At 62.5% G+C, this 22,890-nt stretch carries 25 protein-coding genes and 1 pseudogene; 8 read left to right on the top strand and 18 right to left on the bottom strand.

The window, feature by feature from the left end:
- Nucleotides 1-35: 35 nt before the first annotated feature.
- The 4 genes from IPN92_06860 to IPN92_06845 form a co-directional block, all read right to left on the bottom strand.
- On the bottom strand, nucleotides 36-611 hold the full coding sequence (locus IPN92_06860) for a DUF1788 domain-containing protein (protein MBK8638009.1): 576 nt from the start codon (nucleotides 609-611) through the stop codon (nucleotides 36-38).
- Entirely contained in the window at nucleotides 608-1,207 is a 600-nt protein-coding gene (locus IPN92_06855) for a DUF1819 family protein (protein MBK8638008.1), read from the bottom strand. The genes IPN92_06860 and IPN92_06855 overlap by 4 nt, the downstream gene beginning before the upstream one ends.
- Before the next feature lie 37 nt (nucleotides 1,208-1,244).
- Complete coding sequence (locus IPN92_06850) at nucleotides 1,245-1,688, bottom strand: sel1 repeat family protein (protein ID MBK8638007.1); 444 nt, start codon at nucleotides 1,686-1,688, stop codon at nucleotides 1,245-1,247.
- 83 nt (nucleotides 1,689-1,771) lie between these two features.
- Nucleotides 1,772-2,590 carry an inositol monophosphatase family protein gene (locus tag IPN92_06845; GenBank protein MBK8638006.1) on the bottom strand — a complete coding sequence of 273 codons (819 nt, stop codon included), beginning with the start codon at nucleotides 2,588-2,590 and terminating at the stop codon, nucleotides 1,772-1,774.
- 126 nt (nucleotides 2,591-2,716) lie between these two features.
- On the opposite strand from IPN92_06845, the gene IPN92_06840 reads away from it, so the two are divergent.
- Nucleotides 2,717-3,466: a hypothetical protein gene (locus IPN92_06840; protein MBK8638005.1), complete on the top strand. Its 750-nt coding sequence runs from the start codon at nucleotides 2,717-2,719 to the stop codon at nucleotides 3,464-3,466.
- A 24-nt stretch (nucleotides 3,467-3,490) separates the two neighbouring features.
- On the opposite strand, the gene IPN92_06835 is transcribed toward IPN92_06840, so the two are convergent.
- Entirely contained in the window at nucleotides 3,491-4,285 is a 795-nt protein-coding gene (locus IPN92_06835) for a sulfite exporter TauE/SafE family protein (GenBank protein ID MBK8638004.1), read from the bottom strand.
- Nucleotides 4,286-4,412: 127 nt separating this feature from the next.
- Between IPN92_06835 and IPN92_06830 the strand changes: the two genes are divergently transcribed.
- Nucleotides 4,413-4,937 carry a thioredoxin fold domain-containing protein gene (locus IPN92_06830; protein ID MBK8638003.1) on the top strand — a complete coding sequence of 175 codons (525 nt, stop codon included), beginning with the start codon at nucleotides 4,413-4,415 and terminating at the stop codon, nucleotides 4,935-4,937.
- 17 nt (nucleotides 4,938-4,954) lie between these two features.
- On the opposite strand, the gene IPN92_06825 is transcribed toward IPN92_06830, so the two are convergent.
- Nucleotides 4,955-6,151, bottom strand: a complete 1,197-nt coding sequence (locus IPN92_06825; protein ID MBK8638002.1) for an SAM-dependent methyltransferase — start codon at nucleotides 6,149-6,151, stop codon at nucleotides 4,955-4,957.
- Between the two features lie 58 nt (nucleotides 6,152-6,209).
- Here IPN92_06825 and IPN92_06820 point away from each other — a divergent pair, with 58 nt between their 5' ends.
- From IPN92_06820 to IPN92_06795, 6 genes are all read left to right on the top strand, one after another.
- On the top strand, nucleotides 6,210-6,995 hold the full coding sequence (locus tag IPN92_06820; GenBank protein MBK8638001.1) for a pteridine reductase: 786 nt from the start codon (nucleotides 6,210-6,212) through the stop codon (nucleotides 6,993-6,995).
- Between the two features lie 167 nt (nucleotides 6,996-7,162).
- The gene (locus tag IPN92_06815) at nucleotides 7,163-7,744 is read left to right on the top strand and encodes a translation initiation factor 2 (GenBank protein MBK8638000.1); all 582 of its coding nucleotides are present in this window, start codon (nucleotides 7,163-7,165) and stop codon (nucleotides 7,742-7,744) included.
- Between the two features lie 24 nt (nucleotides 7,745-7,768).
- Nucleotides 7,769-8,320, top strand: a complete 552-nt coding sequence (locus tag IPN92_06810) for a translation initiation factor 2 (GenBank protein ID MBK8637999.1) — start codon at nucleotides 7,769-7,771, stop codon at nucleotides 8,318-8,320.
- 73 nt (nucleotides 8,321-8,393) lie between these two features.
- Entirely contained in the window at nucleotides 8,394-9,113 is a 720-nt protein-coding gene (gene ubiG / locus IPN92_06805) for a bifunctional 2-polyprenyl-6-hydroxyphenol methylase/3-demethylubiquinol 3-O-methyltransferase UbiG (protein ID MBK8637998.1), read from the top strand.
- A gap of 88 nt (nucleotides 9,114-9,201) precedes the next feature.
- Nucleotides 9,202-10,026, top strand: coding sequence for a squalene/phytoene synthase family protein (locus IPN92_06800; protein MBK8637997.1), 825 nt, complete (start codon nucleotides 9,202-9,204; stop codon nucleotides 10,024-10,026).
- Between the two features lie 53 nt (nucleotides 10,027-10,079).
- Nucleotides 10,080-10,811 (top strand): SDR family oxidoreductase, encoded by a 732-nt coding sequence (locus IPN92_06795; GenBank protein MBK8637996.1) that lies wholly within the window; start codon nucleotides 10,080-10,082, stop codon nucleotides 10,809-10,811.
- A gap of 101 nt (nucleotides 10,812-10,912) precedes the next feature.
- Here IPN92_06795 and ccoS read toward each other — a convergent pair whose 3' ends face one another.
- The 12 genes and pseudogenes from ccoS to surE form a co-directional block, all read right to left on the bottom strand.
- Complete coding sequence (gene ccoS, locus IPN92_06790; protein ID MBK8637995.1) at nucleotides 10,913-11,131, bottom strand: cbb3-type cytochrome oxidase assembly protein CcoS; 219 nt, start codon at nucleotides 11,129-11,131, stop codon at nucleotides 10,913-10,915.
- A 10-nt stretch (nucleotides 11,132-11,141) separates the two neighbouring features.
- Nucleotides 11,142-13,622 (bottom strand): annotated as a pseudogene (locus tag IPN92_06785) (heavy metal translocating P-type ATPase).
- Nucleotides 13,623-13,707: 85 nt separating this feature from the next.
- Entirely contained in the window at nucleotides 13,708-14,253 is a 546-nt protein-coding gene (locus IPN92_06780; protein MBK8637994.1) for a FixH family protein, read from the bottom strand.
- 45 nt (nucleotides 14,254-14,298) lie between these two features.
- Entirely contained in the window at nucleotides 14,299-15,624 is a 1,326-nt protein-coding gene (ccoG, locus tag IPN92_06775; GenBank protein MBK8637993.1) for a cytochrome c oxidase accessory protein CcoG, read from the bottom strand.
- A gap of 376 nt (nucleotides 15,625-16,000) precedes the next feature.
- On the bottom strand, nucleotides 16,001-16,165 hold the full coding sequence (locus IPN92_06770; protein ID MBK8637992.1) for a hypothetical protein: 165 nt from the start codon (nucleotides 16,163-16,165) through the stop codon (nucleotides 16,001-16,003).
- Nucleotides 16,166-16,233: 68 nt separating this feature from the next.
- Entirely contained in the window at nucleotides 16,234-17,139 is a 906-nt protein-coding gene (gene ccoP, locus IPN92_06765; protein MBK8637991.1) for a cytochrome-c oxidase, cbb3-type subunit III, read from the bottom strand.
- The gene (locus IPN92_06760) at nucleotides 17,126-17,341 is read right to left on the bottom strand and encodes a cbb3-type cytochrome c oxidase subunit 3 (protein MBK8637990.1); all 216 of its coding nucleotides are present in this window, start codon (nucleotides 17,339-17,341) and stop codon (nucleotides 17,126-17,128) included. Before IPN92_06760 ends, ccoP begins: the two co-directional genes overlap by 14 nt.
- Nucleotides 17,334-18,074, bottom strand: coding sequence for a cytochrome-c oxidase, cbb3-type subunit II (gene ccoO / locus IPN92_06755; protein ID MBK8637989.1), 741 nt, complete (start codon nucleotides 18,072-18,074; stop codon nucleotides 17,334-17,336). The genes IPN92_06760 and ccoO overlap by 8 nt, the downstream gene beginning before the upstream one ends.
- Before the next feature lie 18 nt (nucleotides 18,075-18,092).
- Entirely contained in the window at nucleotides 18,093-19,526 is a 1,434-nt protein-coding gene (gene ccoN, locus IPN92_06750; GenBank protein MBK8637988.1) for a cytochrome-c oxidase, cbb3-type subunit I, read from the bottom strand.
- A gap of 285 nt (nucleotides 19,527-19,811) precedes the next feature.
- Nucleotides 19,812-20,834 carry an RNA polymerase sigma factor RpoS gene (gene rpoS / locus IPN92_06745; protein ID MBK8637987.1) on the bottom strand — a complete coding sequence of 341 codons (1,023 nt, stop codon included), beginning with the start codon at nucleotides 20,832-20,834 and terminating at the stop codon, nucleotides 19,812-19,814.
- A gap of 475 nt (nucleotides 20,835-21,309) precedes the next feature.
- Nucleotides 21,310-21,942: a protein-L-isoaspartate(D-aspartate) O-methyltransferase gene (locus IPN92_06740; GenBank protein ID MBK8637986.1), complete on the bottom strand. Its 633-nt coding sequence runs from the start codon at nucleotides 21,940-21,942 to the stop codon at nucleotides 21,310-21,312.
- Between the two features lie 64 nt (nucleotides 21,943-22,006).
- Complete coding sequence (surE, locus tag IPN92_06735; GenBank protein MBK8637985.1) at nucleotides 22,007-22,756, bottom strand: 5'/3'-nucleotidase SurE; 750 nt, start codon at nucleotides 22,754-22,756, stop codon at nucleotides 22,007-22,009.
- Between the last annotated feature and the right edge of the window lie 134 nt (nucleotides 22,757-22,890).

Genomic DNA, 22,890 nt, shown 5'->3' with positions numbered 1-22,890 from the left:
GGGTGAAGGCTCCCTGATCAACATACGGCGGTTCCTTAGGTCACGAGCCGAAAGGCACGGTAATAGGGTTTGTCGGGCAGTGTTCCGAACAGCCGCAGCGATTGTCCGTCGTACACTCCAGGGTAGAACATGACGAGCGGGGTGCTGCCCATGCGGTGATGGAGGTTGTTCAAGAGGTTGTGTGTGCGCAGCAGCGGGTAGGCGCTGCCAACGCCCGAAACGAGGACCAGATCCTGTGACTCGGGCTGGACCGCCTCGGCGAAAACCTGGGCCAATTTGCCGGCATCCAGCGGCGCGGCGAGGACTTTCAGCAAGGCCGCGTCGCCCTTCTGGTGCTGCAGGTCCAGCGCCTTCTCGTAAAACCCGCGAACTTTCAGGTGGCGGACGATCAGGTCGAACAGGTTGACATGGACGTGACGCAGCTCCGGTCGGCGCTTGGGGATCTGGGCCAACAGAAACGCCAGGTGCGCGCGGACCTCCAGTTCCCGCTCGGGCGGATAGTCGAAGGCATAGAAGGGGATTTCGTTGCCGAGTCCCTTACCCTTGAGGAAATCATCAGCGATGACGCAGTCAAGGATCTGATCGAGGCGCTGGTTAAAGTCATGGCTCATGCGTTCACCTGCATGCAGCGCAGGATCCGATCCTCGCCCTGCGTCTTGAGATCGCTCGCCACCGCCGGCGAGATGATCAGCGGCTTCAGCGTCCGGGTGCGCGCGTCGGAAAGATAACCGACCTCGGTCAAGATGCCGAAGACACGGGAGCGCAAACTGATCAGGGTGCCCGTGGCCCAGTAGGGCATGCGGGGATCGCGGGTGTGACAGTCGTCCAGATAGCGGTCCCAATGCGCGGGCTTGAGCCGGTCCTCGAAGCGCCGGTAGAGATCCCGCATCACCAGGTCCAGAAAGTCACCCAGCAAGGGGGAGTATTTGAGGGTCGCGGCGAAGACGGCTTGGGTGGCCACGGGCTTGTCGCCGTCACGCACCAGACGCCAAAGGCCCGGGGTCATGGTCCGCAACCGCGCACGGATCAGGGTCGCCTTGGTCGATGCGGTGGTCAGCGAGCGCTTGCGCAGCCGATTCTCGACCTCGATGGCCTGCTTCCAGCCCGCAGGGTCGATACCCTGCAGTAAGAGATCGGCAACGAGGCGGCTCTCGGACACCATGAGCCCGCCTTTGGTGAAATTGGCCTGGTAGCGACCTGCATGCATCAGGGTCGTTGTGAGAAGAAATCGAACGGAAAATCCCTCAGAACTCGTCAAAACCGGCCCGACGATACCATTTGCGGGCCTCTTCGGGATCCTTCTCCACGCCCCGCCCCTCCTCGTACAGCATCGCCAGGGTGGTCTGGGAGCCTACCAGTCCCTGCTCGGCGGCCAGGCGAAACCAGTGCGCCGCCTGAACGGGGTCCTGTTTGGTACATTCGCCTTCCAAGAACATGAAGCCCAGGCCATGCTGGGCAATGTCCATGCCCGCCTCGGCGGCGGCCTTCATGAAGCGAAAGGCCATGCCATGGTTTTCATGCATGCCCAAGCCGTTCTGGGCCATGATCGCCATGCGATATTGGGCCTGGGGGTCGCCCGCCTCCGCCAGGGGAGACAGCAGACCCGAGGCGCGGGCGAAGTGCTTGGCCTCGAAGGCGGCGATGCCGCTGCCAATTTGCATATCGTAGTTGGAAATCGTGTCGGTCATGGGTCTAGTCCAGTCTCTTGTTGCGAATTGGCGGCACGGGGGCGGCCTTCGGAGTCCTCAAGCTGAGGCCCAGCCGGCCAGAATCAAAGGCCATTTTCGCCCGACCCCAGACGCAACCAGGCGGTCCACTGCTCCAGCAAGGCCGGATTGGCGGCGGCCACCGCCATGCAGGGCTCCAGCGACAGATTAACCGGGACTTTGCTACCCCCGGGGCTCAGGAGAAGGCTCTGGACCTCCGCCTCGCTGGCGATGAGGCGCCCGGCGGCCCAATCCCACAGCCGTTGGCCGCCATGCAGATAGAGCTGCGCCCGCCCCGCCGCCAGCCAGCACCACTCGAGGGCGACCGCGCCCAAACTGCGCTGCGAGCGGTAAGGGGCATCGCCACCGAGGCGCATCAGCAATTCCGCCGGCAGGCGCTTGATATCCACCAGGGCCAGGGCGTCCTTGAGGGCATCAGTGGCGGGTGCCCCCTGCAGGGGCTGCCCATTCAGCCAGGCGCCTACCCCCCGCTCGGCGGCAAAGCACTCATCGCGGACCGGGTCCAGCACCAGGCCCAAGCGAGCCTGCCCACCTTCGAGCAGGGCCAGCGAGATCCCAAAAAAGGGAAAGCCACCCGCGAAATTGCTGGTGCCATCCAGGGGATCCAGACACCAGATATTGCCTTGGGCGCCAGCCAGCAGGGCCCCTTGCTCCTGGGTCGTCATTTCTTCGCCCAGCACCGGCACGCCAGGAAAGCGATCTCTCAACTCGGCGAGGATAAAGGCCTGGGTCCCCACATCCGCCGCCGTCACCAGGCTGCCATCGGCCTTGGCCCTGGCATCCGGGTGCTGAAAGCGGGGCAGGATCTCGCTACGCGCGGCGGCGCGGAGCATGTGACACAGGCCTGTTAATTCCGGACTCATGGGGGTCTTCCTGGTGACAATATCGATTGGCATCATACCTCCTCCAGGTCGAAACAGCAGGGGTCAAGACCGGGGCGAGGCTCGTCCGCTTTTGTTAGACTGCTTTATATTCACTGAGTCTCAGCCATGACCCAGGCCCCTCAACTCGGCCGCAACGAGATGTTACCCCGGATGATCCAATCCCCTGGCCGGATCCCGGCCCTGATCCAGGTCCTGGTCAAACACCCGATCGGAACCCTGGTCCTGGCGATCACCCTGCTCTTCGCTACCGAGGCCTTGGCCGAGGACGCGGGCGCCGCTCCCCGGGCGGCCATGGCGGATGCCATGTCGCGGATGATGGAGGCCATGGGCTTCCTCAACCCTCCCACCAGCCCCGGCCTACCCATGACCACCCCTTTAGTCCCCTTAGGCGGGATGCCAGGCGGCCTGTCCATCCCCGGCATGACGGGCATACCCGGTGCCTCGTCCTGGCCAGCGCCCAGCGGCGACCCTTCCGGTCTCATGGGCAAGGGCGGCGAAGTCATGAAGCAGATGACCGAAGGCATGAAGTCCTCCGGCGGGGCCCTGCCCTCGTCCCCAGGCTCCCGATTGGATGGCGTCTGGGAGGGCCGCAATGGCGAGCTTCTCATTGTCCAGGGCAACCGTTTTCGCATCTACCCCGGCTCCAGCGGCTATGTGGACGGCTACCTGCAATTGAGCGGCGATCGCCTGGCCATGTACAACCCGGAAAATGCCCACATCAGCCCCTTTGACTTCGCCGAGTCCGATGGCCGACTGGCGCTACGAGACAGGAATGGCGGCCATTTTCTCTACCGGCGACTGTGGTTGGATCAACCGACGCCCCCGTTACCCTCCCCCGCCACGGCCGACAGGTAGTGCGGTCCAGCCGGACCCGATTGATCAGCCCAACAGCAACCTGGCGGCCACCAGCAACAGCAGGACCCCGAAGATGCGGGTCAGGATGGGGAGCGGCAGGCTGTGAGCCAGCCGGGCGCCCAGGGGCGCCATGGGCATGCTGGTCAGCAGGATACCCAGGACCGCTGGCCAATAGACGAACCCCGTGCTCATCGCGGGCAGCCCCTCCCTACCCCAGCCCGTGACCATGAAACCGATGGCCCCGGCCAAGGCGATGGGCAGTCCACAGGCGCTTGAGGATGCCACGGCCTGGCGCATGGTCAGGCCGGTCTTGACCAGGTAGGGCACCGTCAGGGTCCCGCCACCTATACCGACGATGGCGGAGAGGGCGCCAATCCCACCCCCCGCCGTCGCCAGCCCTAGCAGGCCAGGCGCGGTAACCCTCGGCGTCTCCGACCGAGGTAGCAGCATCCGCGCCCCGACATAGAGCAGGAAGACGCCGAACAGGCGCTGGAGCCATGCCTGAGGCAACAGGCCCGCAAGGGCCGCGCCCGCCCAGGCCCCCAGGACTATCCCCGGCGCCAGCCTCCGGACCAGATCCCAGCGCACCGCGCCACGCCGATGATGGGCCAGGGCCGAAGCGCCCCCGGTGCCTATGATGGTAGCCAGGGACGTGCCCACCGCCAGATGCACGATCCATTCCGGGGTAAAGCCCAGATGGCCGAAAACCAGGATCAGCGAGGGGACGATCAGTACCCCACCCCCCAGTCCCAATAAACCCGCCAGCAAGCCGGAAAAGACCCCGGTCACCAGATAGGCCAGGATTTCAATCAAGGTCATGGAATCTCCCGTTCACCCTTACCGATACCCCTACCCCAACCGATGGGAGGACCGGCCTTTTTGCGCACTGCAACATTAACATTTGCCTATATTAGCGAAATAATATATTCTCGTTGGCAGTTAAATTTTGCCCGAAGTCAATCGCGCCGTCATGTTGTCCCGACTCGCCAAAGCTCTGATTTTCTCCCTGTTAGCCCAGGCTGGCCCGGTGGCCGCCGAAAACCATTTCGACTGGGCCAAAGTCGGGGCAGAGGCACGGGAACGTGGGTTGCCCGTCGCCGTCCTGATCATGGGTCCCGATTGCGGCTACTGCGAACGCCTGCGTCAGGAATTCCTCGAAGCCCCCGCGACGCGTGGCACCCTGGAACGGGGGGCCGTCACCCAGGAGATCTCCCGGGACCTGGGCGGCAAGGTCACGGACTTCGACGGGGAACGCATCCGTACCCGTCGCTTCCTGGACCGCTACGAGATCTTCGCCACTCCGACCCTGCTTTTCCTTAGCCCGGAAGGCGAACTGCTAGCTCCCGCTCTCGTCGGCTTTAACGACCCCCAGAACTATGGGGAGCTGGTGGCCAAGCGCATGAATCGCGCCCATGCCAACCTGGCCTCTGGGGAGCGGCCATCCCGCTCCATGCTCGCCGAAAGCGAGTAGCACCGACGCCTGGCCCCTCACAAGCGGCCACGCAAATCTCTTAGGGAGAACCCCGTCCAAGGCTGATCGAGGTTCTTGGCGAGGCCCAAGACCCGAAAGCGCTCACCCATGGCGCTGGGCAGCACCAACTGCTTGGCCCCGAGCAGCCACTTCAGTTCCTCCTCGGCGGTAGCCGAATCGCCGCTCAGGCGTTCCGCCAGCAAACCGTCGAGGCCGAGTGCGATCAGGAAATGCGCCTGGGTCGCGAAACCCGCGACCGCCAGACCCGCGATCCGCGCCGCGTTGGCCGCCGCCGTAAAATCCACATGGGCCGTGATATCCTGGAGTCCCAGGTTCACATAGGGGTCCCCATGGGCCTGGTGGCGATAATGGCACATCAGGGTTCCCATGCCACGCTCGGGCCGATAATAGTCGGCGCGGTCGTAGCCATAGTCGATCAGCAGCAGCAGGCCGCGGGCCATGGACGCCGCCAGGGCTTGAATCCAGGGACCCAGCCGCAGATTGATTTCGGAGGCATAGCCAGGCTCCCGCGCCAGGCCCTGGGCCCAGAGGGCGTGAACCGCCTCGGACAGGCCGGGGCTAACGGGCTCCGCGCCCACCTCCTCCCAGCCAGTGCCCCGGGGCTTGACCAGGATTTCCGCAACCGCGCCCTCCTCGCGAACCTGGAAGCGATGCACCGGCAGGGCGTCCATAACCTCGTTGGCGACCAGCACGCCGGCAAACCCGAGAGGCAGGTCGTCCAGCCAGTGGATGCGGTCCATCATATCCGGATGGCGCGCCCGGAGCAGGTCCCGCTGACGCTCGCGCAACTCGGGGCCAGGTTCCAGGATGAGGTAGCGGCCGGGGAGACAGGCCGCGGTCTTGAGGCCATCAAGGAGATCCGCCGCCAATTCGCCGCCGCCGGCGCCCAGTTCCAGGATGTCGCCACCGCCCAGGGCCGCCAGGACTTCGCCACACTGACGGGCCAGGCATAGGCCAAAGAGGGGCGAGATAGCGGGGGCGGTCACAAAATCCCCGCCCCGACCAAACTTAGGCGCCCCGGCGACGTAATAGCCCAGTCCGGGGGCGTAGAGGGCCAGTTCCATGAAGCGGTCAAAGGGCAAGGCCCCGCCTCTTGCCAGGGCCTCGGCGCGGATCACGTCCGCCAGGCGGAGGCTGTGTTCCTGCGCCACCGGGTCCTCTCTGGCCCCCGGGTCAGTGCCCGCGCAAGTCATCGATTCGGCTGAAATAGGCATCGGGGGGCACGGAAGCGGCTAAAATCGCGGGAGGCTTATGATACAGGCAGACCCCTCCTTGGCACACGAACCCAACCATCAACCCCTGGTCCACAAGGTCGCCCTGATCACGGGGGCCGCCCACCGCATCGGGGCCGAAATCGCCCGCCTCCTCCATGCCCAGGGGGCGGACATCGTCATCCATTACCGCAACTCCATCGCCGCCGCCGAGGCCCTGCGGCGGGAACTGGAGAGGAGCCGCCCCTCCTCCGTCTTGTTGATAGGCGCCGACCTGCGCGACTGCCAGGCCTTCCCCGCCCTCATGGCCCGCGTGCAGGGCTTTCGTGGCCGGCTCGACATCCTCGTCAACAATGCCTCCAGCTTCTATCCGACGCCCTTCGACCAGGTTGACGAGGACCAATGGGAGGATCTGATGGCGTCCAACCTCAAGGGCCCCTTCTTTCTGGCCCAGGCCGCCGCGCCGCTCCTGCGTGCCAGCGGCGGCTGCATCATCAACCTGGTCGATATCCATGCCGAACGGCCCCACAGGAATCATCCCGTTTATTCTATCGCCAAAGCCGGCAACGCCATGATGGTCAAGGCCCTGGCCCGGGAATTGGGGCCCGAGATCCGGGTCAACGGTATCGCGCCGGGCATCATCCTCTGGCCCGAGGGCGAGGGCCCGGGCCCGGCGGTCAGGGCCGAGGTACTGAGCCGCACCGCGCTGGGCCGACCCGGCTCCCCCGCGGACATCGCCCGGGTCGTCTCCTTTCTGGCGCGGGAGGCGGACTACATCACCGGCCAGATCATCGCCGTCGATGGCGGGCGTACCCTGCAACAATGATGTCACCCGCCAAGTTCACGATTTCCACAAGTGCCTGAAAAACCGAGTAGCGCGATCAACGATAGGGAAATCATGGGCATTCAGTCCGTTTAGCGTTAGAATTTAATTAAATTGCGGTGGGTCCAGTCATCCACCCCAACCCCATAAGAAGAGATGAGCAGGACTCCATGACGGAAGAAGACATCAAATCCAGGACGGCGGTTGACGACGCCATCCTCCAGCAACAGTATCGGCGGGCCCTGAGTACCTTCGAGGGCATCATCCTTAGCGAAATCGAACTCACCAACCGCCTCAGTACCCGCCTCAATTACGGCATTCAGGCGGGCACCTTCATCCTGGCCGCCATCTCGATCTCCCTCTCCCTCCTGCTCTTCACCTTGACCTCCCAGGTCTCCCGCATCTCCAACGTCGTCGGGGGTATGAAGGAACACTTCATCTCGGTGAGCCAGCAGATGAGTGCCATCAGCGGCCACATGAACGCCATTGAGAGTCGCGTGGCCCTGTTGGAGGCGGTCGATCAACGCACCGCCCTCATGGACGTCGAGATGAGCAACATCCTCACGGACATGAATGATATGCGCGCCAACGTGGCGGGCATCGATGACTATCTCGCTACCGTCCGCAACCATATCTCTAATGTCTCGTTCAACATGGACCTGATGAATAACGAGGTCCAGATTATGAGCATCGAATTGGGCCGCATGGCGAAGCCGATGCGAAACATGAACAAAATTTTTCCATTTCCCTAGCGGACCCTCAAGGAGGGACAGAGCATGAGAAGCCGGCGAGTAGCAGACCCCAGGCGGGCCGTCATCGAGGTTATCAAGGACCTGGGTCGCGCGACCCAGCTCCATCTTGACGAGCGCCATCGCCATTTCCGCATCACCGATATCGTCATTATCGCCACCTCCCTGCTGCTCTTGCTGGGGGCCGCCTTCGACGTCTATCACGCCCGGGTCCTTTACCAGGACTTCAACGAGATTATTGCGGATATGTACTCCATGCACGACCACCTGATCGGCGTGGATGCGGACATGGGCGACATCACCGCGAACATGGAATCCTTTGACAATCACATGATTCACATGGATTCCATCGCCGCCCGCATGGACTCCATGGCCCGCATCATGCCCCAGATCCGCGGCAACACCCAAGCCATGGCGGGGGAAATGGCCAGCGTCGAAGAGAATATGGAACTGGTCCGCAATGCCATGGGCATCCTCGATTCCCGGATTCATGGTATGACCGGGGGGGTGGTCATGATGCGGGAGCACATGAGCCAGTTCGCCCGGCCCATGGCGGGGATCGTCCCCTTCATGCCCTGAGGACCGGGATCACCTACAATGACGGGACCGGCGGCCAGGGAGGCCCGCCACCCATCCTGGCCGAGGCAAACGCATGAGCGCTGCAATCCACAACGTCGATCCCGCCGAAATCAGTAAGTTCGAAGCCTTGGCGGCCCGCTGGTGGGATCCCCACAGTGAATTCAAGCCCCTGCACGAGATTAACCCCTTGCGGCTTGACTATGTGGACCAGATCGCGGGCCTCGCGGGCAAGGAGGTGCTGGATGTCGGCTGTGGCGGTGGCATTCTGGCGGAAAGCATGGCCATCCGCGGGGCCCATGTCACCGGTATCGATATGGGGGAGCTGCCCCTCAAGGTCGCGGAACTGCACACCCTGGAGACCGGGGTTGAGGTGAACTATCGCCAGGTCGCCGCCGAAACCCTGGCGGCGGAATGCCCGGCCTGCTTCGACATCGTCACCTGCATGGAGATGCTGGAGCACGTACCGGACCCGGCCTCCGTCATCGCCGCCTGTGCCCGCTTGGTCAAGCCTGGGGGGCACCTCTTCTTCTCCACCCTTAACCGCAACCCCAAAGCCTACCTCTTGGCCATCATCGGCGCGGAATACCTGTTGCGCTGGCTACCCCGTGGTACCCACGACTATGCCCGCTTCATCAGGCCCTCGGAATTGGGGCGCTGGATACGCGCTGCCCATCTGGAGTTGAGCCACCTCACGGGGATGACCTACAACCCCTTGCTGGGTGTCTATGGCCTCGACGCCCGGGACCTGGACGTCAATTACCTTGCGGCATGTCGGCGCCCAGTGGATGGCTGATGCTGGGAGCGACGGATCCTTGACGGAACCCTTTCGTGATACGAACCCCGCCGGGAGGGACCAGGTCGCCTCCGACCCACGAACCCTCGTGACCCATCGCCCCGCCTCCTGGCGTTTCCCCAACCCCGCCACCCCCCTGGGTTCCTCGACTTACTACAGCCTGAGATTTTCGCCACCTGGCCTACGTGATGACCTGGCGATCCTCGCCGCCTGGCGCCATCAGGTCCGCGCCATCCTGGTTGAGGTCAGGGATCCCGGCGTTGCCAGGCTTAAGCTCCAGTGGTGGCGCGAGGAACTGGACAAGCTCGCCGACGGCCGACCCAGCCACCCCTTAAGCCTGGCCCTGCAGACGGTAGCGAACCGACACCCCTTGCCCCTCCAACCTTTTTTCCAGATGGCCGATCAGGTGGAAGCGGAAATCTGGCGCCGCCCCCTGCCGGACTCGGCGGCCCTGGTCCACGCCTGCGACGCCGATCTCGGGGCCCTGTTCGAACTCATGGCCGGGTGCCATGGCCTCACCGATCCAGACCACCTCACCTCGGCGCGAGCCATCGGGGCCTTCTGCGCCCTGGTCTACCGCATTCGCGACAGCGGCTGGCTGGCCCGCCAAGGTCGGGTGCCTATCCCGCTGGACCTGTTGGGCCCTCATCACCTGACCCCCGACGCCCTCCGGGAAGGCCAGCACCGCGCCCGCCTGGTGGAGTGGCTCCCAGAACTCGCTCGCCAAGCCCAGGCCCTGCAGGCTCGGTCCGCCCATTTCGGCGCCCTCCCCCCCTTCGCCCGGGTACGGGCACGCATCCTCGCCAGCCTGCTCCGGGAGATCGAGGCCCTGTCCTTCCAGGTCGTTGACCAACGGCTCAGCCTCACACCGGTGCGCAAGCTCTGGATCGCCTGGCGCGAGACCTGGCGCTGACAGAGGACCCGCGCGGCCAGCCCTTATCCCTTCCGCCACATCGACATAACATTATGGAAAATTATCAGCCCGCCCCCAACCTCCTCGCCGGCCGCGTCATCCTCGTCACGGGCACCGCCGACAGCCTGGGCGCCGCCGTTGCCAGCGCCTGCGCCGCCCACGGCGCCACCCTCATCCTCTCGGACCAGGAAGAGGCTTCGATAGAGCCGCTCTATGATCGGATTGCGGCGAGCGGGGCCCCAGAGCCCGCGATCCTACCCCTGGACCTGGAGGCGGGCGACGAGCCGCACTATGCCGCCGTCGCGGCTACGATTGGGCGGGAATTTGGTCGGTTGGATGGCCTGGCTCACTGCGCCGCCTTCGCCCCCTTCCTGAGCCGCATCGATGACTATGACGCCAGTGAGTGGGAACGGGTCCTGCGCATCAACCTGACCGCCCCCTTCCTGCTCACCCAGGCCTGCCTGCCCCTGCTCCGGCAAGCCCCCGACGCCTCCATCGTCTTCACCGCGGATCGCGTGGGCCGCCAGGGCCTGGCCTATTGGGGTGCCTTCGCCGCCGCCAAGTTCGGCATCGAGGGCCTGATGCAGACCCTGGCGGAGGAAACCCGCGACCAGGGCCGGCTCCGGGTCAACAGCCTGTATCCCGGCATCGTCCGCACCGGTCTGCGCGCCCGCCTCTATCCCGGGGAGAACCCAGCGGACCTGGCCCCGCCCGAGTCCATTGCCAGCCAATATCTCTATCTGCTGGGACCCGCCAGCCGGATGGTGACGGGCCAAGCCCGTTAACCCCGACGATGAGCCCGCCGAATCGCGGGCCATTCGCCCGACACGGGCCTGATCCCCCAGTAGCAAGCGGTCTTCCCCACGCCGTGAATGGGCCCCAAGGGTTAGGGGTCGGTTTTTTTATCCTTCTCTTCCCGGCTGTCAGGCATCCCCTCAGCGTCCGGAATCCGCCGGGGGTCCACGGCATCCTCGTCCATGAGGATCCGCTGGCCATCCCCCTCGAGATCGTCGAATTGACCGGAACGGGCCGCCCAGAAGAGGACGATGACGGCCCCAAGGCCCAAGAGGATCATGCCAGGAATAAGACCGTAGATGACTTCCATGGAGCGGGATTCAGCCCTGGTTAGGTTTCTGGAAAAGTTTGCGAATGCGCGCGGAGTTGCCGATAACCGCGAGGGAACTCAGGGGCATGGAAACGGCGGCCACCAGGGGGGTCACGAGGGCCGCCATGGCGAGGGGCACCATGATGAGATTGTAGGCAATGGAGATGCCGATATTCTGGCGGATAGTCCTGAGGGTCCGGCGCGACAGGGCGGCGGCCTGGGGCACCCGGGCGAGATCCGCCTGCATCAGGACGATATCGGCGCTGGCAATGGAGACATCCGTGCCGCTACCCATGGCGATGCCCACATCGGCGCGGACCAGAGCCGGGGCATCGTTGACGCCATCCCCCACCATGGCCACCCGCTGGCCATGGTGCTGGAGATCGGCGATCACCCGATCCTTGGCCTCCGGCAGGACCTCGGCGATCACCTCGACCCCGCCCAGGGCGGCAGCGATCCGTTCTGCCGTGGCGCGGCGATCTCCCGTGAGGAGGGTGACGTGGATGCCCTGCGCCTTGAGACCAGCCACGACCTCCGCCGCGTTGAACCGCAACCGATCCTGGATAGCCAGCACCAGCAGGGCCTGGCCATCAAGGGCGACATGGATGAGGGTCGCGCCACTGGCGTTAAGCTCTTGATCCGCGATGGCCAAGGGTCCCGTCCAGGGATCGACGCCCTGAGCGATCAGCCAATCGGCGGTGCCCGCGATCACGGCCTGCCCACCCACCCGGCCCAGGATGCCCTGCCCCGGCCGCGACAGGCTGTCGGCCACCTCCAGATGACGGAACTCAACCCCCTGATCCCGGCAGAGATTAAGCACCGCCTGGGCGACCGGATGCTCCGAGAAGCGCTCCAGGGCCGCCAGGCTGGCCAGGTGCCGCGCCAGGTCCGAGTCAGGGTCCAGTGACCCGTCGCCCCTCCAGGTACCGCCCCCATGTGCGACGGCGGTCACCGCCGGCCGCCCTTCGGTGAGGGTGCCGGTCTTGTCGAAAACGAAATGGTCGATGTCGGACAGGCTTTCCAACACGGCTCCGGTCTTGACCAGGATGCCATGGCGGGCGCCTAACCCCGAGGCAACGGCAATGGCCATGGGCGTCGCCATACCGAAGGCGCAGGGACAGGTGATGATGAGAACGGCGGTGGCGGCCATAAGGGCGAGCTCGAAATCCGTGCTAACCCAGAAAAGGAAGGTCACCAGCCCCAGGGTGAGGGTGATGGCGACAAACCAGGGGACGATACGATCCGCGGTGCATTGGATGGGCGCCTTGCTCGCCTGGGCCTCCTCCACCAAGGCAATGATGCGCCCCAGAGCCGTGTCCCGCAGCAGGCCCTCGACCTGGACCCGGAGGGCGCCAGCACCATTCAGGGTTCCCGCCGCCACCCGATCGCCCCGCTTCCTCGCCACCGGCGCCGCCTCGCCGGTGAGCAGGGATTCATCCATCTGACTTTCGCCCTCCAGGATGACGCCATCCACGGGCACCTTTTCACCTGGCCGCACCAGCACGGTTTCACCGGCTTTAACGGCCCGAATCGGCAAGAGCACCTCATCGCCCCCGCGCAGAACGGTCGCAACCTTGGGCTGGAGATCAAGCAGCCGTTGGGTGGAGGCCACCGCCTGGCGCTTGGAGATCGACTCCAGGAAGCGGCCGACCAGGATCACAAAAAGGAAGTTTACGACCGTGTCCCAATAGACCTCGCCGATACGGGACCCGCTGATCGTGACGTAAAGGGAATAGCCATAAGTGATTGAAACACCAATGGCAATGGGCAGGTCCATGGTCAGGCTGCCGGCTCTGACTCCCAGCCAGGCGCCCCGATAAAAGGGCCAGCCGGAATAGATGAGGACGGGCGTGGCGACGGCGAAACCGATCCAATGGAAGAGGCCGCGAAACTCGCCCTGGTCCGCGCCGGAATAGAGGGCGATGGAAATCCACATGAGATTCATCATGCCGAAGGCCGCGACAGCCAGGCGATAGAGGAGTCGCCGATTGGCGCGCTGCAGCGAACCTTCCGCCACCTCCGGATCGAAAGGCACGGCGGCGTAACCGATCTCTCCCAGCCGCCGGAGGGCTTGGGAGAGCTTGAGGCGGCTATTGTCCCACTTGAGTCGCAGCCGCCGGCCGGTGAGGTTGACCCGCGCTTCGGCCACCCCCGGCAGGGCCTTGAGGCTATTCTCGATCAACCAGACGCAAGCGGCGCAATGGATGCCTTCGACCAGCAAGTTGATTTCGCGGGTCTCGCCCAGGGAATCGACGAACTCCTCCTGGACCGCATCGATATCGTAAAGGGCCAATTCCTTGGGGGGCTCTGGTGGCGGACCCAGGACTTCGCCCTCGGGGGTGCGCTGATAAAAGCCCTCGAGACCCGCCGCATGGATGGCCTCGCAGACGGACTTGCACCCGTTGCAACAGAAACTCCGCATCTGGTTTCGAACGGGGGCCCGCACCTCGGCCGGAGAGGCTACGGGCAGGCCGCAATGAAAGCAGCGTGATGACTGAAGCGAGTTCTGGCCAGGGATCGGGCCCTGGAAGGCGCTCACGGCCAAGGTCGATCGGAGACTGTCGCGCTGACCAGGGTCAATTCGTGACGGGAACCTGAGATCCGCCGCGGGGGGCGGGGACGGAAATGCGTCTGCCGAGATTGAACTCCTCCTCCCCCTGACGTACCGCCACCAGGGTGTCCCAAACCCCCATCAGGGGAAAGTTTACATCGACCCGAAAACGACCCGGCCCCTCTTCGATCATGGGCAGATCAAAATCCCGCTTGGCGTCCGAGGGACGGTAAGCGTAGAAGTGGGCGTTATCGATGTCCGCGGGCTGGCCGGCCTTATCGACAAGGAAGAAGCGGAGCACCGAGGGCTCACCGACCACCAGATCCTGGGGGACATCGGCCCGCAGGACCCAGCCCGGATCACGCTCCTGCCGACTGGCCCAGGTCTTCTCGTAATCCTGGCCACGATCGTAAAAGTTATCGACCACCAGACCCGGATTCGTGGAGAAACCCAGGACGACGAAGATGATATTGACGATCAGGACCACCACGACCAGGGAGACCCACCCAATGATCCAGGGGCTCTTCCAGGCAGGCAGGGGCTTGGGACTTGGCGAGGTTACAAGGGTCATCGCGGCTGATCTCCTCAAAGAAAACGTAGTGGACCTGAAACCGGCTTAGCGCTTGGGGCCAAAGAAAGTGCTCTGCCGTTCGGCGGAGATTACCTGGCCGTCCGGGCGGGTAGCCTCGATGCGGAAGGTGATGTCCTCCCGCTCGGCCTTCAAGTGCTTACGGGGCACCTTAACGTAGATCACGGCGGGCATCACAGCGCCATGCTTAGCCAGCAGGAGGTCATCAACACCCATGAGGGTCATCTTCTCCGGCCCCGTGGCACTGATTTTGACCTCGAGGTCCGAGTTGTCCTTATTCAGAATTTTGAGGGTGTACTTATTCTGAATCGAGCCATCGGATAAGGTAGCGAAGAGGGGGGCTCGTTCATGCAGCACTTTGAGCTCAATCGGGGCTAGCGAGGTCAATCCATACAGAATGCCCGATATGGCGGCCAGCAGGATGGCGGCATAGACCCAGACACGCGGTCTGGCCAGCATGGGCTTGACCGGCTTACCCTCCAGTTCGTCGAGGGAGGCATAGCGGATCAGCCCTTGAGGCCGACCGACCTTGACCATGACGGCATCGCAAGCATCCAGACAGAGGGCACAGGTGATGCAGCCTTCCTGCTGCCCCTCGCGAATATCGACGCCCGTAGGACAAACAGCCACGCATTGGTTGCAATCCACGCAATCACCCGTCGTGCGGTCCTCTTCCTTCTGGCCCTTCTTGACCCGGCCGCGCGGCTCGCCGCGATGGAAGTCATAAGTCGGGAGTATGGTGGTGCGGTCCAGCATGACGCCCTGGATGCGGGCATAGGGGCAGAGCCAGAAACAGACCTGTTCGCGCAGCCAGCCCGCCAGGCCATAGGTACCCACGGTAAAGAGAGCCACCGTGACATAGGCTACCGTCCCGGACTGGCCGGTGAAGAATTCCACCCAGAGGCTTGGGGCATCGACGAACCAACTCACAAAGGCGAAGCCAGTGGCAAAGCCGATCAGGAGCCAGACGAGATGCTTGGTCACCTTGATCCGGAACTTTATGAAGTCCATGGAGGCCTTGTCGAGCTTGCGGCGGGCGGCCGGCTGGCCCTCCAGCTTCTCCTCGATCCAGGTGAAGACGTCGGTCCAGACCGTTTGGAAGCAAAAATAGCCACACCAGACCCGTCCCGCCAAGGCCGTTACCACGGCCAGGAGGATGGCGAAAAACAAGAGCAACAGCGACAGCATCCAGAAATCCTGGGGCAGGATGGTCGCGCCAAAGATGTGGTACTGACGAGCGGGGATATCCCAGAGGATAGCCTGCTGGCCATTCCAGCGCAGGTAGGGGCCAACGAAAAACAGGATCCAGACAGCCGCGGAAATCCACTTGATGGTGCGCCACTTGCCAGGCATGCGCTTGGCGTGAATGGTCTCGCCACCCGTGTTGATGTGCCACTGGGCGGCCTCGGCGTAGAGATCATCCGCCGCCGCGACTTTATCGACTGTTTCGTTGCTCACTGAACCCTCTCCCAAGGTGATGCCATAGCAGGCAGGGTCGCCGGGTGTCGGGCGGACGGGCCGGTCTTACCTGATGCGAATGCTGAAAATCTAGATGAAAATGACTATTTCGGCATTGCGCAAACGCAATTATATCCCACCATTTTACCCTGCATTTGGACTCTCAAGGGACCTTGCAAGGCTTGCGTACCCAGGATTGTCCAGGGCCGTAAAAACATAAGGGGGGACACATGCCCCCCCTTTCACCCACCCCATTGGAGCACAGGATTCGCTAACTCCTCCTGTGTCCCTCCTTCTGGTGCGCCTCCGCATCCTTATCCATCAAGGCCTTTACCTTAAAACCCAGGTAAACAATGATGACGATGGCGATGATCACCATCAGGATGGACATCCACATGACGGGGTCCCAATTCATCATATTGCTGAAAAAACTCACGATGCGTTCCTCCGTTTGGATAGGTTGGCGACGGGGGCGCGATGACCGCCCCTCTTCCCTGGCCCCGACTAGTTGCCGCCACCCAACTCATGGACATAAACCACCAGCTTTTTAATCTGCAGGGGGTTCAACTTGCCCGTATCCGCGAAGGCAGGCATGACCCCCTCGCGAGTACCCACCACACCATCCTGATTAACGCCATAAAGAATGCTGTGCTTAGCGCTTTCAAAGCCACCTGGCTCGAAGCGCCAAATGCCATCGGTCAGGTTGGCGGCGCCAACGGATACGATCTCGCCCCCAGGCAATTCCGCCAGGACGCCATTCGCTTTCGGACCATGACAGGCGGTACAGCCCTTTTCATTAAACAAGGCCCATCCCTGATCCGTGGCCTTACCTTCACTGAGGTCAACCACGAACTGTGCCAGGGCATCGACCTCGGCTGGTGACAGGATATCCTTGTGTGCCGTCATGGCGCCCTTGCGACCGTAGGCTATGGACTCCTGGAGCTTAGCCAGGGAGCCGCCATAAAGCCAGTCGTCGTCGACCAGGACCGGGTAGCCGGGATTGCCTTGACCACCACTGCCGTGACAAGCGGAGCAATTATCACCAAACAGCACCTTGGCCGAGGCCAGGGTGTACTGCTTCATACCAGGATCCGCCAGGATCTGATCGGCCGTCATCGCGGCGATTTTTTCCTCATACTGGGCACGCATCTCCTGGAGTTGCTGGACGCCCTCCTCGTACTCCTTGATCTGGGTCCAGCCCATGACCCCCTTGGTGAAGCCTTCACTATCTGGAGGTTGATAAGGCATGGGCCACGAAGGGTAGAGGATGAAATAGCCTACCACCCAGGCAATGGATGCCCAGAAGCCAATCATCCACCAACTCGGGGGGGGATTGTTCAGTTCCCTCAGGTTGTCGTCCCAGAAATGACCGGTATTGTTTTCACCGGGAAAGGGATTAGGTCCCGCCATTTTTTTCTCCGCTCTCTTTATTGTCCTCTTCGAACAGGATGAAGCGTTTAGCCTCGAGCTTATCCTTGTTCTTGGGACGAAAAACCTGGAAGTAAGCCACCACCATGGCAACGAAGGTGACCACCGTCAGTATCGTACCGATCCAGTCGTTGGTGGTCATCGCCGCCCAATCGGTATGGAAATACTCGCTCAGACTAGTCACGATAGACCTTGCCCTCGTCAAGCTTCACCATGGTACCCAGCACCTGAAGGTAGGCCACCACGGCGTCCATTTCGGTCTTACCCTGGAGCAGGGCCGGGGCCGCCGCTATGTCGGCATCGGTATAGGGAACACCGATGGTGCGCAGCCCGCCCATATGGGTCTGGATATTGACGGCATCCGGAGAGGCCTTATCCAACCAGGGATAAGCCGGCATGACGGATTCCGGAACGAGCGCCTGGGGTCTGCGTAGATGGGACCGCTGCCAGTCGTCCGAGTACTTGCCGCCAACCCGGGCCAAGTCAGGCCCGGTACGCTTGGAGCCCCACTGGAAGGGATGGTCGAACATGGACTCGGAGGCCAGAGAGTAATGGCCATAACGTTCCTTCTCGTCACGGAAGGGACGAATCATCTGGGAGTGGCAGGTGTAGCAACCCTCGCGTTGATAGATATCGCGGCCCGCCAGTTCCAGAGCGGTGTAGGGACGCATGCCATCGCCGGGTTTCCAGTTCGCCTTCAGAACGCCAGCATCGGCGGCAATGATGGCCTCCTGGCCAACCTTGCTCCAGACGATCTCGGGATAGCGGTTGTACTCCATCGTGTTCTTCAGATAGAAGAGCGGGACAATCTCGACCAGACCGCCCACGGAGAGGACGAGCGCGACAACGATGAGCAGGGCCCAGATATTCCGCTCCAGGCGGTCCTGAAGGCCCTTGGGTGGTGTGTTTTCAGCCATGTGTCTTACCTCGGGTGATCAGGCGGTAACTGTCGCGAGACGGGCCTTCTGCAAGCTACCGCTGGTGGCGGACTTGCGAACGGTCATCAGCACGTTGAAGAGCATGACGATGGCGCCGATGAGGAAGATACCGCCACCGACCGCACGCATGGCGTAGTAGGGGTGCATGGCATCCACAGTCTCAACAAAGGTGTAGGCCAAAGCACCGTATTCATCAAAGGCACGCCACATCAAACCCTGCATGATGCCCGACACCCACATGGCGACGATATAGACCACGGTCCCGATGGTCAGGGCCCAGAAGTGGAAGTTCACCAGCTTCTCGGAGAACATCTCGGTGTGCCAGAGGCGGGTCATGAGGTGGTAGATGGAGCCGATGGCAACGCCAGCCACCCAGCCAAGGGCACCGGAATGCACGTGGCCGACTGTCCAGTCGGTGTAATGGGACAGGGCATTGACCGTCTTCAGGGACATGACCGGACCTTCGAAGGTGGACATGGCGTAGAAGGCCAGGGCGACGATCAGGAAGCGCAGCACATAGTCGGTACGCAGCTTATCCCAGGCACCGGAGAGGGTCATCATGCCGTTCACCGCGCCGCCCCAGGAGGGGATGATCATGGCGATGGAGACGGCGGCGCCGAGGGAACCGGTCCAGTCCGGGAGGGCGGTGTACTGAAGGTGATGGGCACCCAGCCAGACATAGCCGAACATCAGGGCCCAGAAGTGGATGACGGAAAGGCGATAGGAATAGACGGGACGATTAGCCTGCTTGGGCACGAAGTAGTACATCATGCCCAGGAAGCCGGCGGTCAGGTAGAAGCCCACGGCGTTGTGACCCCACCACCACTGGATCATGGCATCCTGGGTGCCGGAGAAAACGGAATAGGACTTGAAGATACCCACCGGGATGGACAGGCTATTGACCACGTGCAGGTAGGTGATCATCACCATCATGCCCAGGAAGAACCAGTTCGACACATAGATGTGCGAGGTTTTGCGGATGGCCAGGGTCATAATGAAGTTGAAGGAGAAGGCCAGCCAGACCACGGCAATGAGGATGTCGATGGGCCACTCCAGCTCGGCGTACTCCTTGGACTGGGTGATGCCCAGGGGCAGAGTGATGACGGCGGAGACGATGATGAGATTCCAGCCCCAGAAGACGAACCAGGCCAGCTTGTCACTCCAGAGGCGCACGCCACTAGTGCGCTGGACCGTGTAGAAGGCAGTGGCCATGAGGGCGCAGCCACCGAAGGCGAAGATCACCGCGTTGGTGTGGACCGGACGCAGGCGTCCGAAGGTCAGATAAGGAATATCGAAATTCAGGAATGGCCAAGCCAATTCCGACGCGATGTAAACGCCAACAGCTGCCCCTACCACCAGGTAGATGACCGCCATCACTGTGAACCATCGTACAACGTCAAAGTTGTACTTCTGTTCGAGTCCAGTTTCCATAAAACCTCCCCGAAATGACTGCATAAACAATGTAGATATGCCAATTCCCTGCCGCACTGATCGCCACGCCTTTGGTCCTTGGCATAACCTAGGCAATAACAAAGTAAGAGCCTTTGAAAGTCAAGGTCGGGAGGGCGGCTGACCCCGGCCTGAGGCAGATCACTCGCTTTTCGTTGATCTAGGTCAGGTCAGAGCGGCGTGGCGAAGAAGAAGGGGAGAAGGACCTTGGATGATCCTGGGGCAGGGAAAAGCCTAGCGGAGACGGGCCGGCAAGGCTGGGCTAACTCATTTGAAGAAAGCCTCCTGGGAGAAACCCTCCTTCTCCAAAATATCACGTAGCCGACGTAGGGCATCCATCTGGATCTGACGGACCCGCTCCCGGGTTACGCCCAATTCCTCGGCGACCTTTTCCAGCGTGCTGTTCTCGTAGCCATGGATGCCAAAGCGCCGCTCGAGGACCTCGCGCTGCTTCTTGGTGAGCTTGGTTAGCCAGCTATCGAGGTTTACCTGAACTTCACGATCCTGGATGCGGTCAGCGGGGTCCTCGGCGCCCTCATCCTGGAGGATATCCACGAGGGGCTTGTCGGCATCCTTGCCCAAGGGGCTATCAACCGAGGTGATGTGTTCGTTGAGGCCTAGCAGGCGCTTGACCTCGCCAATGGGCCTGTCGAGGAGTTCCGCAACCTCCTCGGCACTGGGTTCGTGATCCAGCCGCTGGCCCAGAAGACGCGCAGCCCGCAGATAAACATTGATCTCCTTGACCACATGGATCGGCAACCGCACCGTGCGGGTCTGGTTCATGATGGCCCGCTCGATGGTCTGGCGGATCCACCAGGTGGCATAGGTGGAAAAGCGAAAGCCCCGCTCGGGATCGAACTTCTCCACGGCGCGGATGAGACCCAGGTTACCCTCCTCGATCAGATCCAGAAGGGGCAAACCGCGATAGAGGTAGCGGCGAGCGATCTTGACCACCAGCCGCAGGTTACTGACGATCATATTCTGGCGGGCCAGATTATCACCTGCCTGAGCCAGACGGGCCAGACACACCTCTTCCTCCGCTGTCAGTAAGCGGGAGGCCCCGATCTCATTAAGATAAATGCGGGTCGCGTCAAGATCGGACTCCTGTGCGAATGGCCGCGATCGGGGGGCAAAACCTTCCGCTTCCTCGTCCGTATTCTCATCGGCGGCAAAGACCGGGGTTATGTCACCGGCATTCTCCTCATCGCCATCGGCATCGGGCATGCCCAACGATTCCGGATCAAGTTCCTCCTCGCGATCCGATTCCTCTCGATTATCGGCAAAAGCCATGCGTCCTCTCTCCTCTAGGGCGGCTTGCGCGCACGGGCAGGTAAGTCAAGGGATCGACAGCCCCACCATCTCGCCGGATCTTGAAGTTACACAGTCAAGTTCCTCCTGGCCTGGCCCCAGCCCCAGCCCCAGCCAGGCGATCGTGCGGACTCCATCCTTATCCTACCCGCACTACCAACAACGGGGGTTAAACCCGCTTGGGCCTATAATATTCATGTTGTTCTAGGGAATGATAAAGTCACCTTATCGCTTGAGTCCACTGCCCGCGTAGACATCCTCGCCCACCTCGGTAGTCGTGAAGGGAGTATCGGTTGGGTTTGCGCCAAAGATATCCTGATGCTGCGTAGGGGCATAGCCCGCTGGATAGGGGCCGCCCCTGACATCGCCGAGGGCTCGAACCGGGCTAAAATATCTTTTGGGACATACTGAGGCGATAAAGGCGAGCGAAATCCAAGGAGCGGCGTGATGGGCCCATTCAGGCCAGGCCGCCCAGGAGCGGCACGAAGGTGACAGGCTCCAGGATCTCATGGCGATAACCCGGCTCCGTACGGATGACTCTGACCAGAACTTGCTCGCTGCCATGGCCGATGGGCAGCACCATGCAACCCCCAATGGCGAGCTGATTAACCAAGGCGCGAGGAATCCCCTCCGGGGCCGCGGTGACAAGGATAGCGTCGTAAGGCGCGTAATCGGCCCAACCCAACCCGCCGTCGCCGTGGCGCAGACGCACATTGCGCAACCGCAGGTCCCGCAGCCGTTTGCGGGCCGATTCAAGGAGCGCGGAGACCCGCTCGACGCTGTAGACGCGTCGCGCCAGGGACGCCAGCACCGCCGTCTGAAATCCCGAACCGGTGCCGATCTCGAGAACCGACTCGGGCCGTCCCGGCTCCAGCAAGGCCTCGGTCATGCGCGCCACCATATAAGGCTGGGACAGGGTCTGGCCGTGGCCGATGGGCAGGGCCGAATCCTCATAGGCGTGACTGGCAAGGGCCTCGTCGACGAAGCGATGGCGCGGTAGGCGGCCCATGATCGCCAGCACTTCCTTATTGCCTATGCCCGCCGCCGCGAGGCGAAGGCGAAGCCGCTCCCGAGTGCGTGGCGAGGTCATGCCAACCCCGGGTTCATCCAGGCACCCCTGAACGGCGGCAAGGGGATGAGTCATGTCCCCGACCTCAAGCACACCCCTCCAGCCACTCCGCCAAGGGATCGAGCAGGGCATGGCGCGTCAGGTCCACCTGCAAGGGGGTAACCGAGACGAAACCATGGCGAACGGCGTGAAAGTCCGTGCCGGGACCGGCATCCTCCTCGGGACCCGCGGGACCAACCCAGTAGATGGTGCGACCGCGCGGGTCCTGGGTGCGGGTAGCGGGCTCGGCTTTGTGACGATGGCCAAGCCGAGTAGCCCTCAGCCCAGCCAACTGGTCGTAGGGCAGATCTGGCACATTAACATTGAGAATGAGTTTGGACCCCAGGACCTCGGCATCCAGATTCGCCACCAAATTCACGGCGACGCGGGCCGCCGTCTCCAGGTGCTTTGGCTCATGGGAGGCTATGGATACGGCTATCGCCGGCAGCCCCAAAAAGCGCCCCTCGGTAGCCGCCGCTACCGTTCCTGAATAGAGCACGTCATCACCCAGATTGGGCCCGTGGTTGATGCCGGCGACCACCAGATCCGGTTCCTCGTCCAAGAGGCCGGTGATGGCCAGATGGACGCAATCGGTCGGGGTACCCTCCACATAGTAGTGGCCATTGCCCAACTCATGGGCGCGCAGCGGGTTGATCAGCGTCAGGGAATTGCTGGCCCCACTGCGGTCCCGATCCGGGGCCACAATGATCACGGTGCCATAGGGGGCAAGGGCCTGGGCCAGGATCAAGAGCCCTGGAGACTGATAGCCATCGTCGTTACTGATGAGAATGCGCATGAAGGAACCCCGTGGAAGAAGCGCTTTCATCATACTGGAATCGGTAGCCGGGAACACGCTTACGCGCACCGAGGAGGGGCTGAATGAGGGACCTGGTTAGGCATGGGCCAGGGGCTATCCGCTATACTCCTTCT

It is taken from the genome of Chromatiaceae bacterium, from assembly GCA_016714645.1.
Classification (GTDB): domain Bacteria; phylum Pseudomonadota; class Gammaproteobacteria; order Chromatiales; family Chromatiaceae; genus M0108.
Note: the sequence above shows the minus strand (reverse complement) of the source record. Positions and strands in the feature narration are given on the sequence as shown.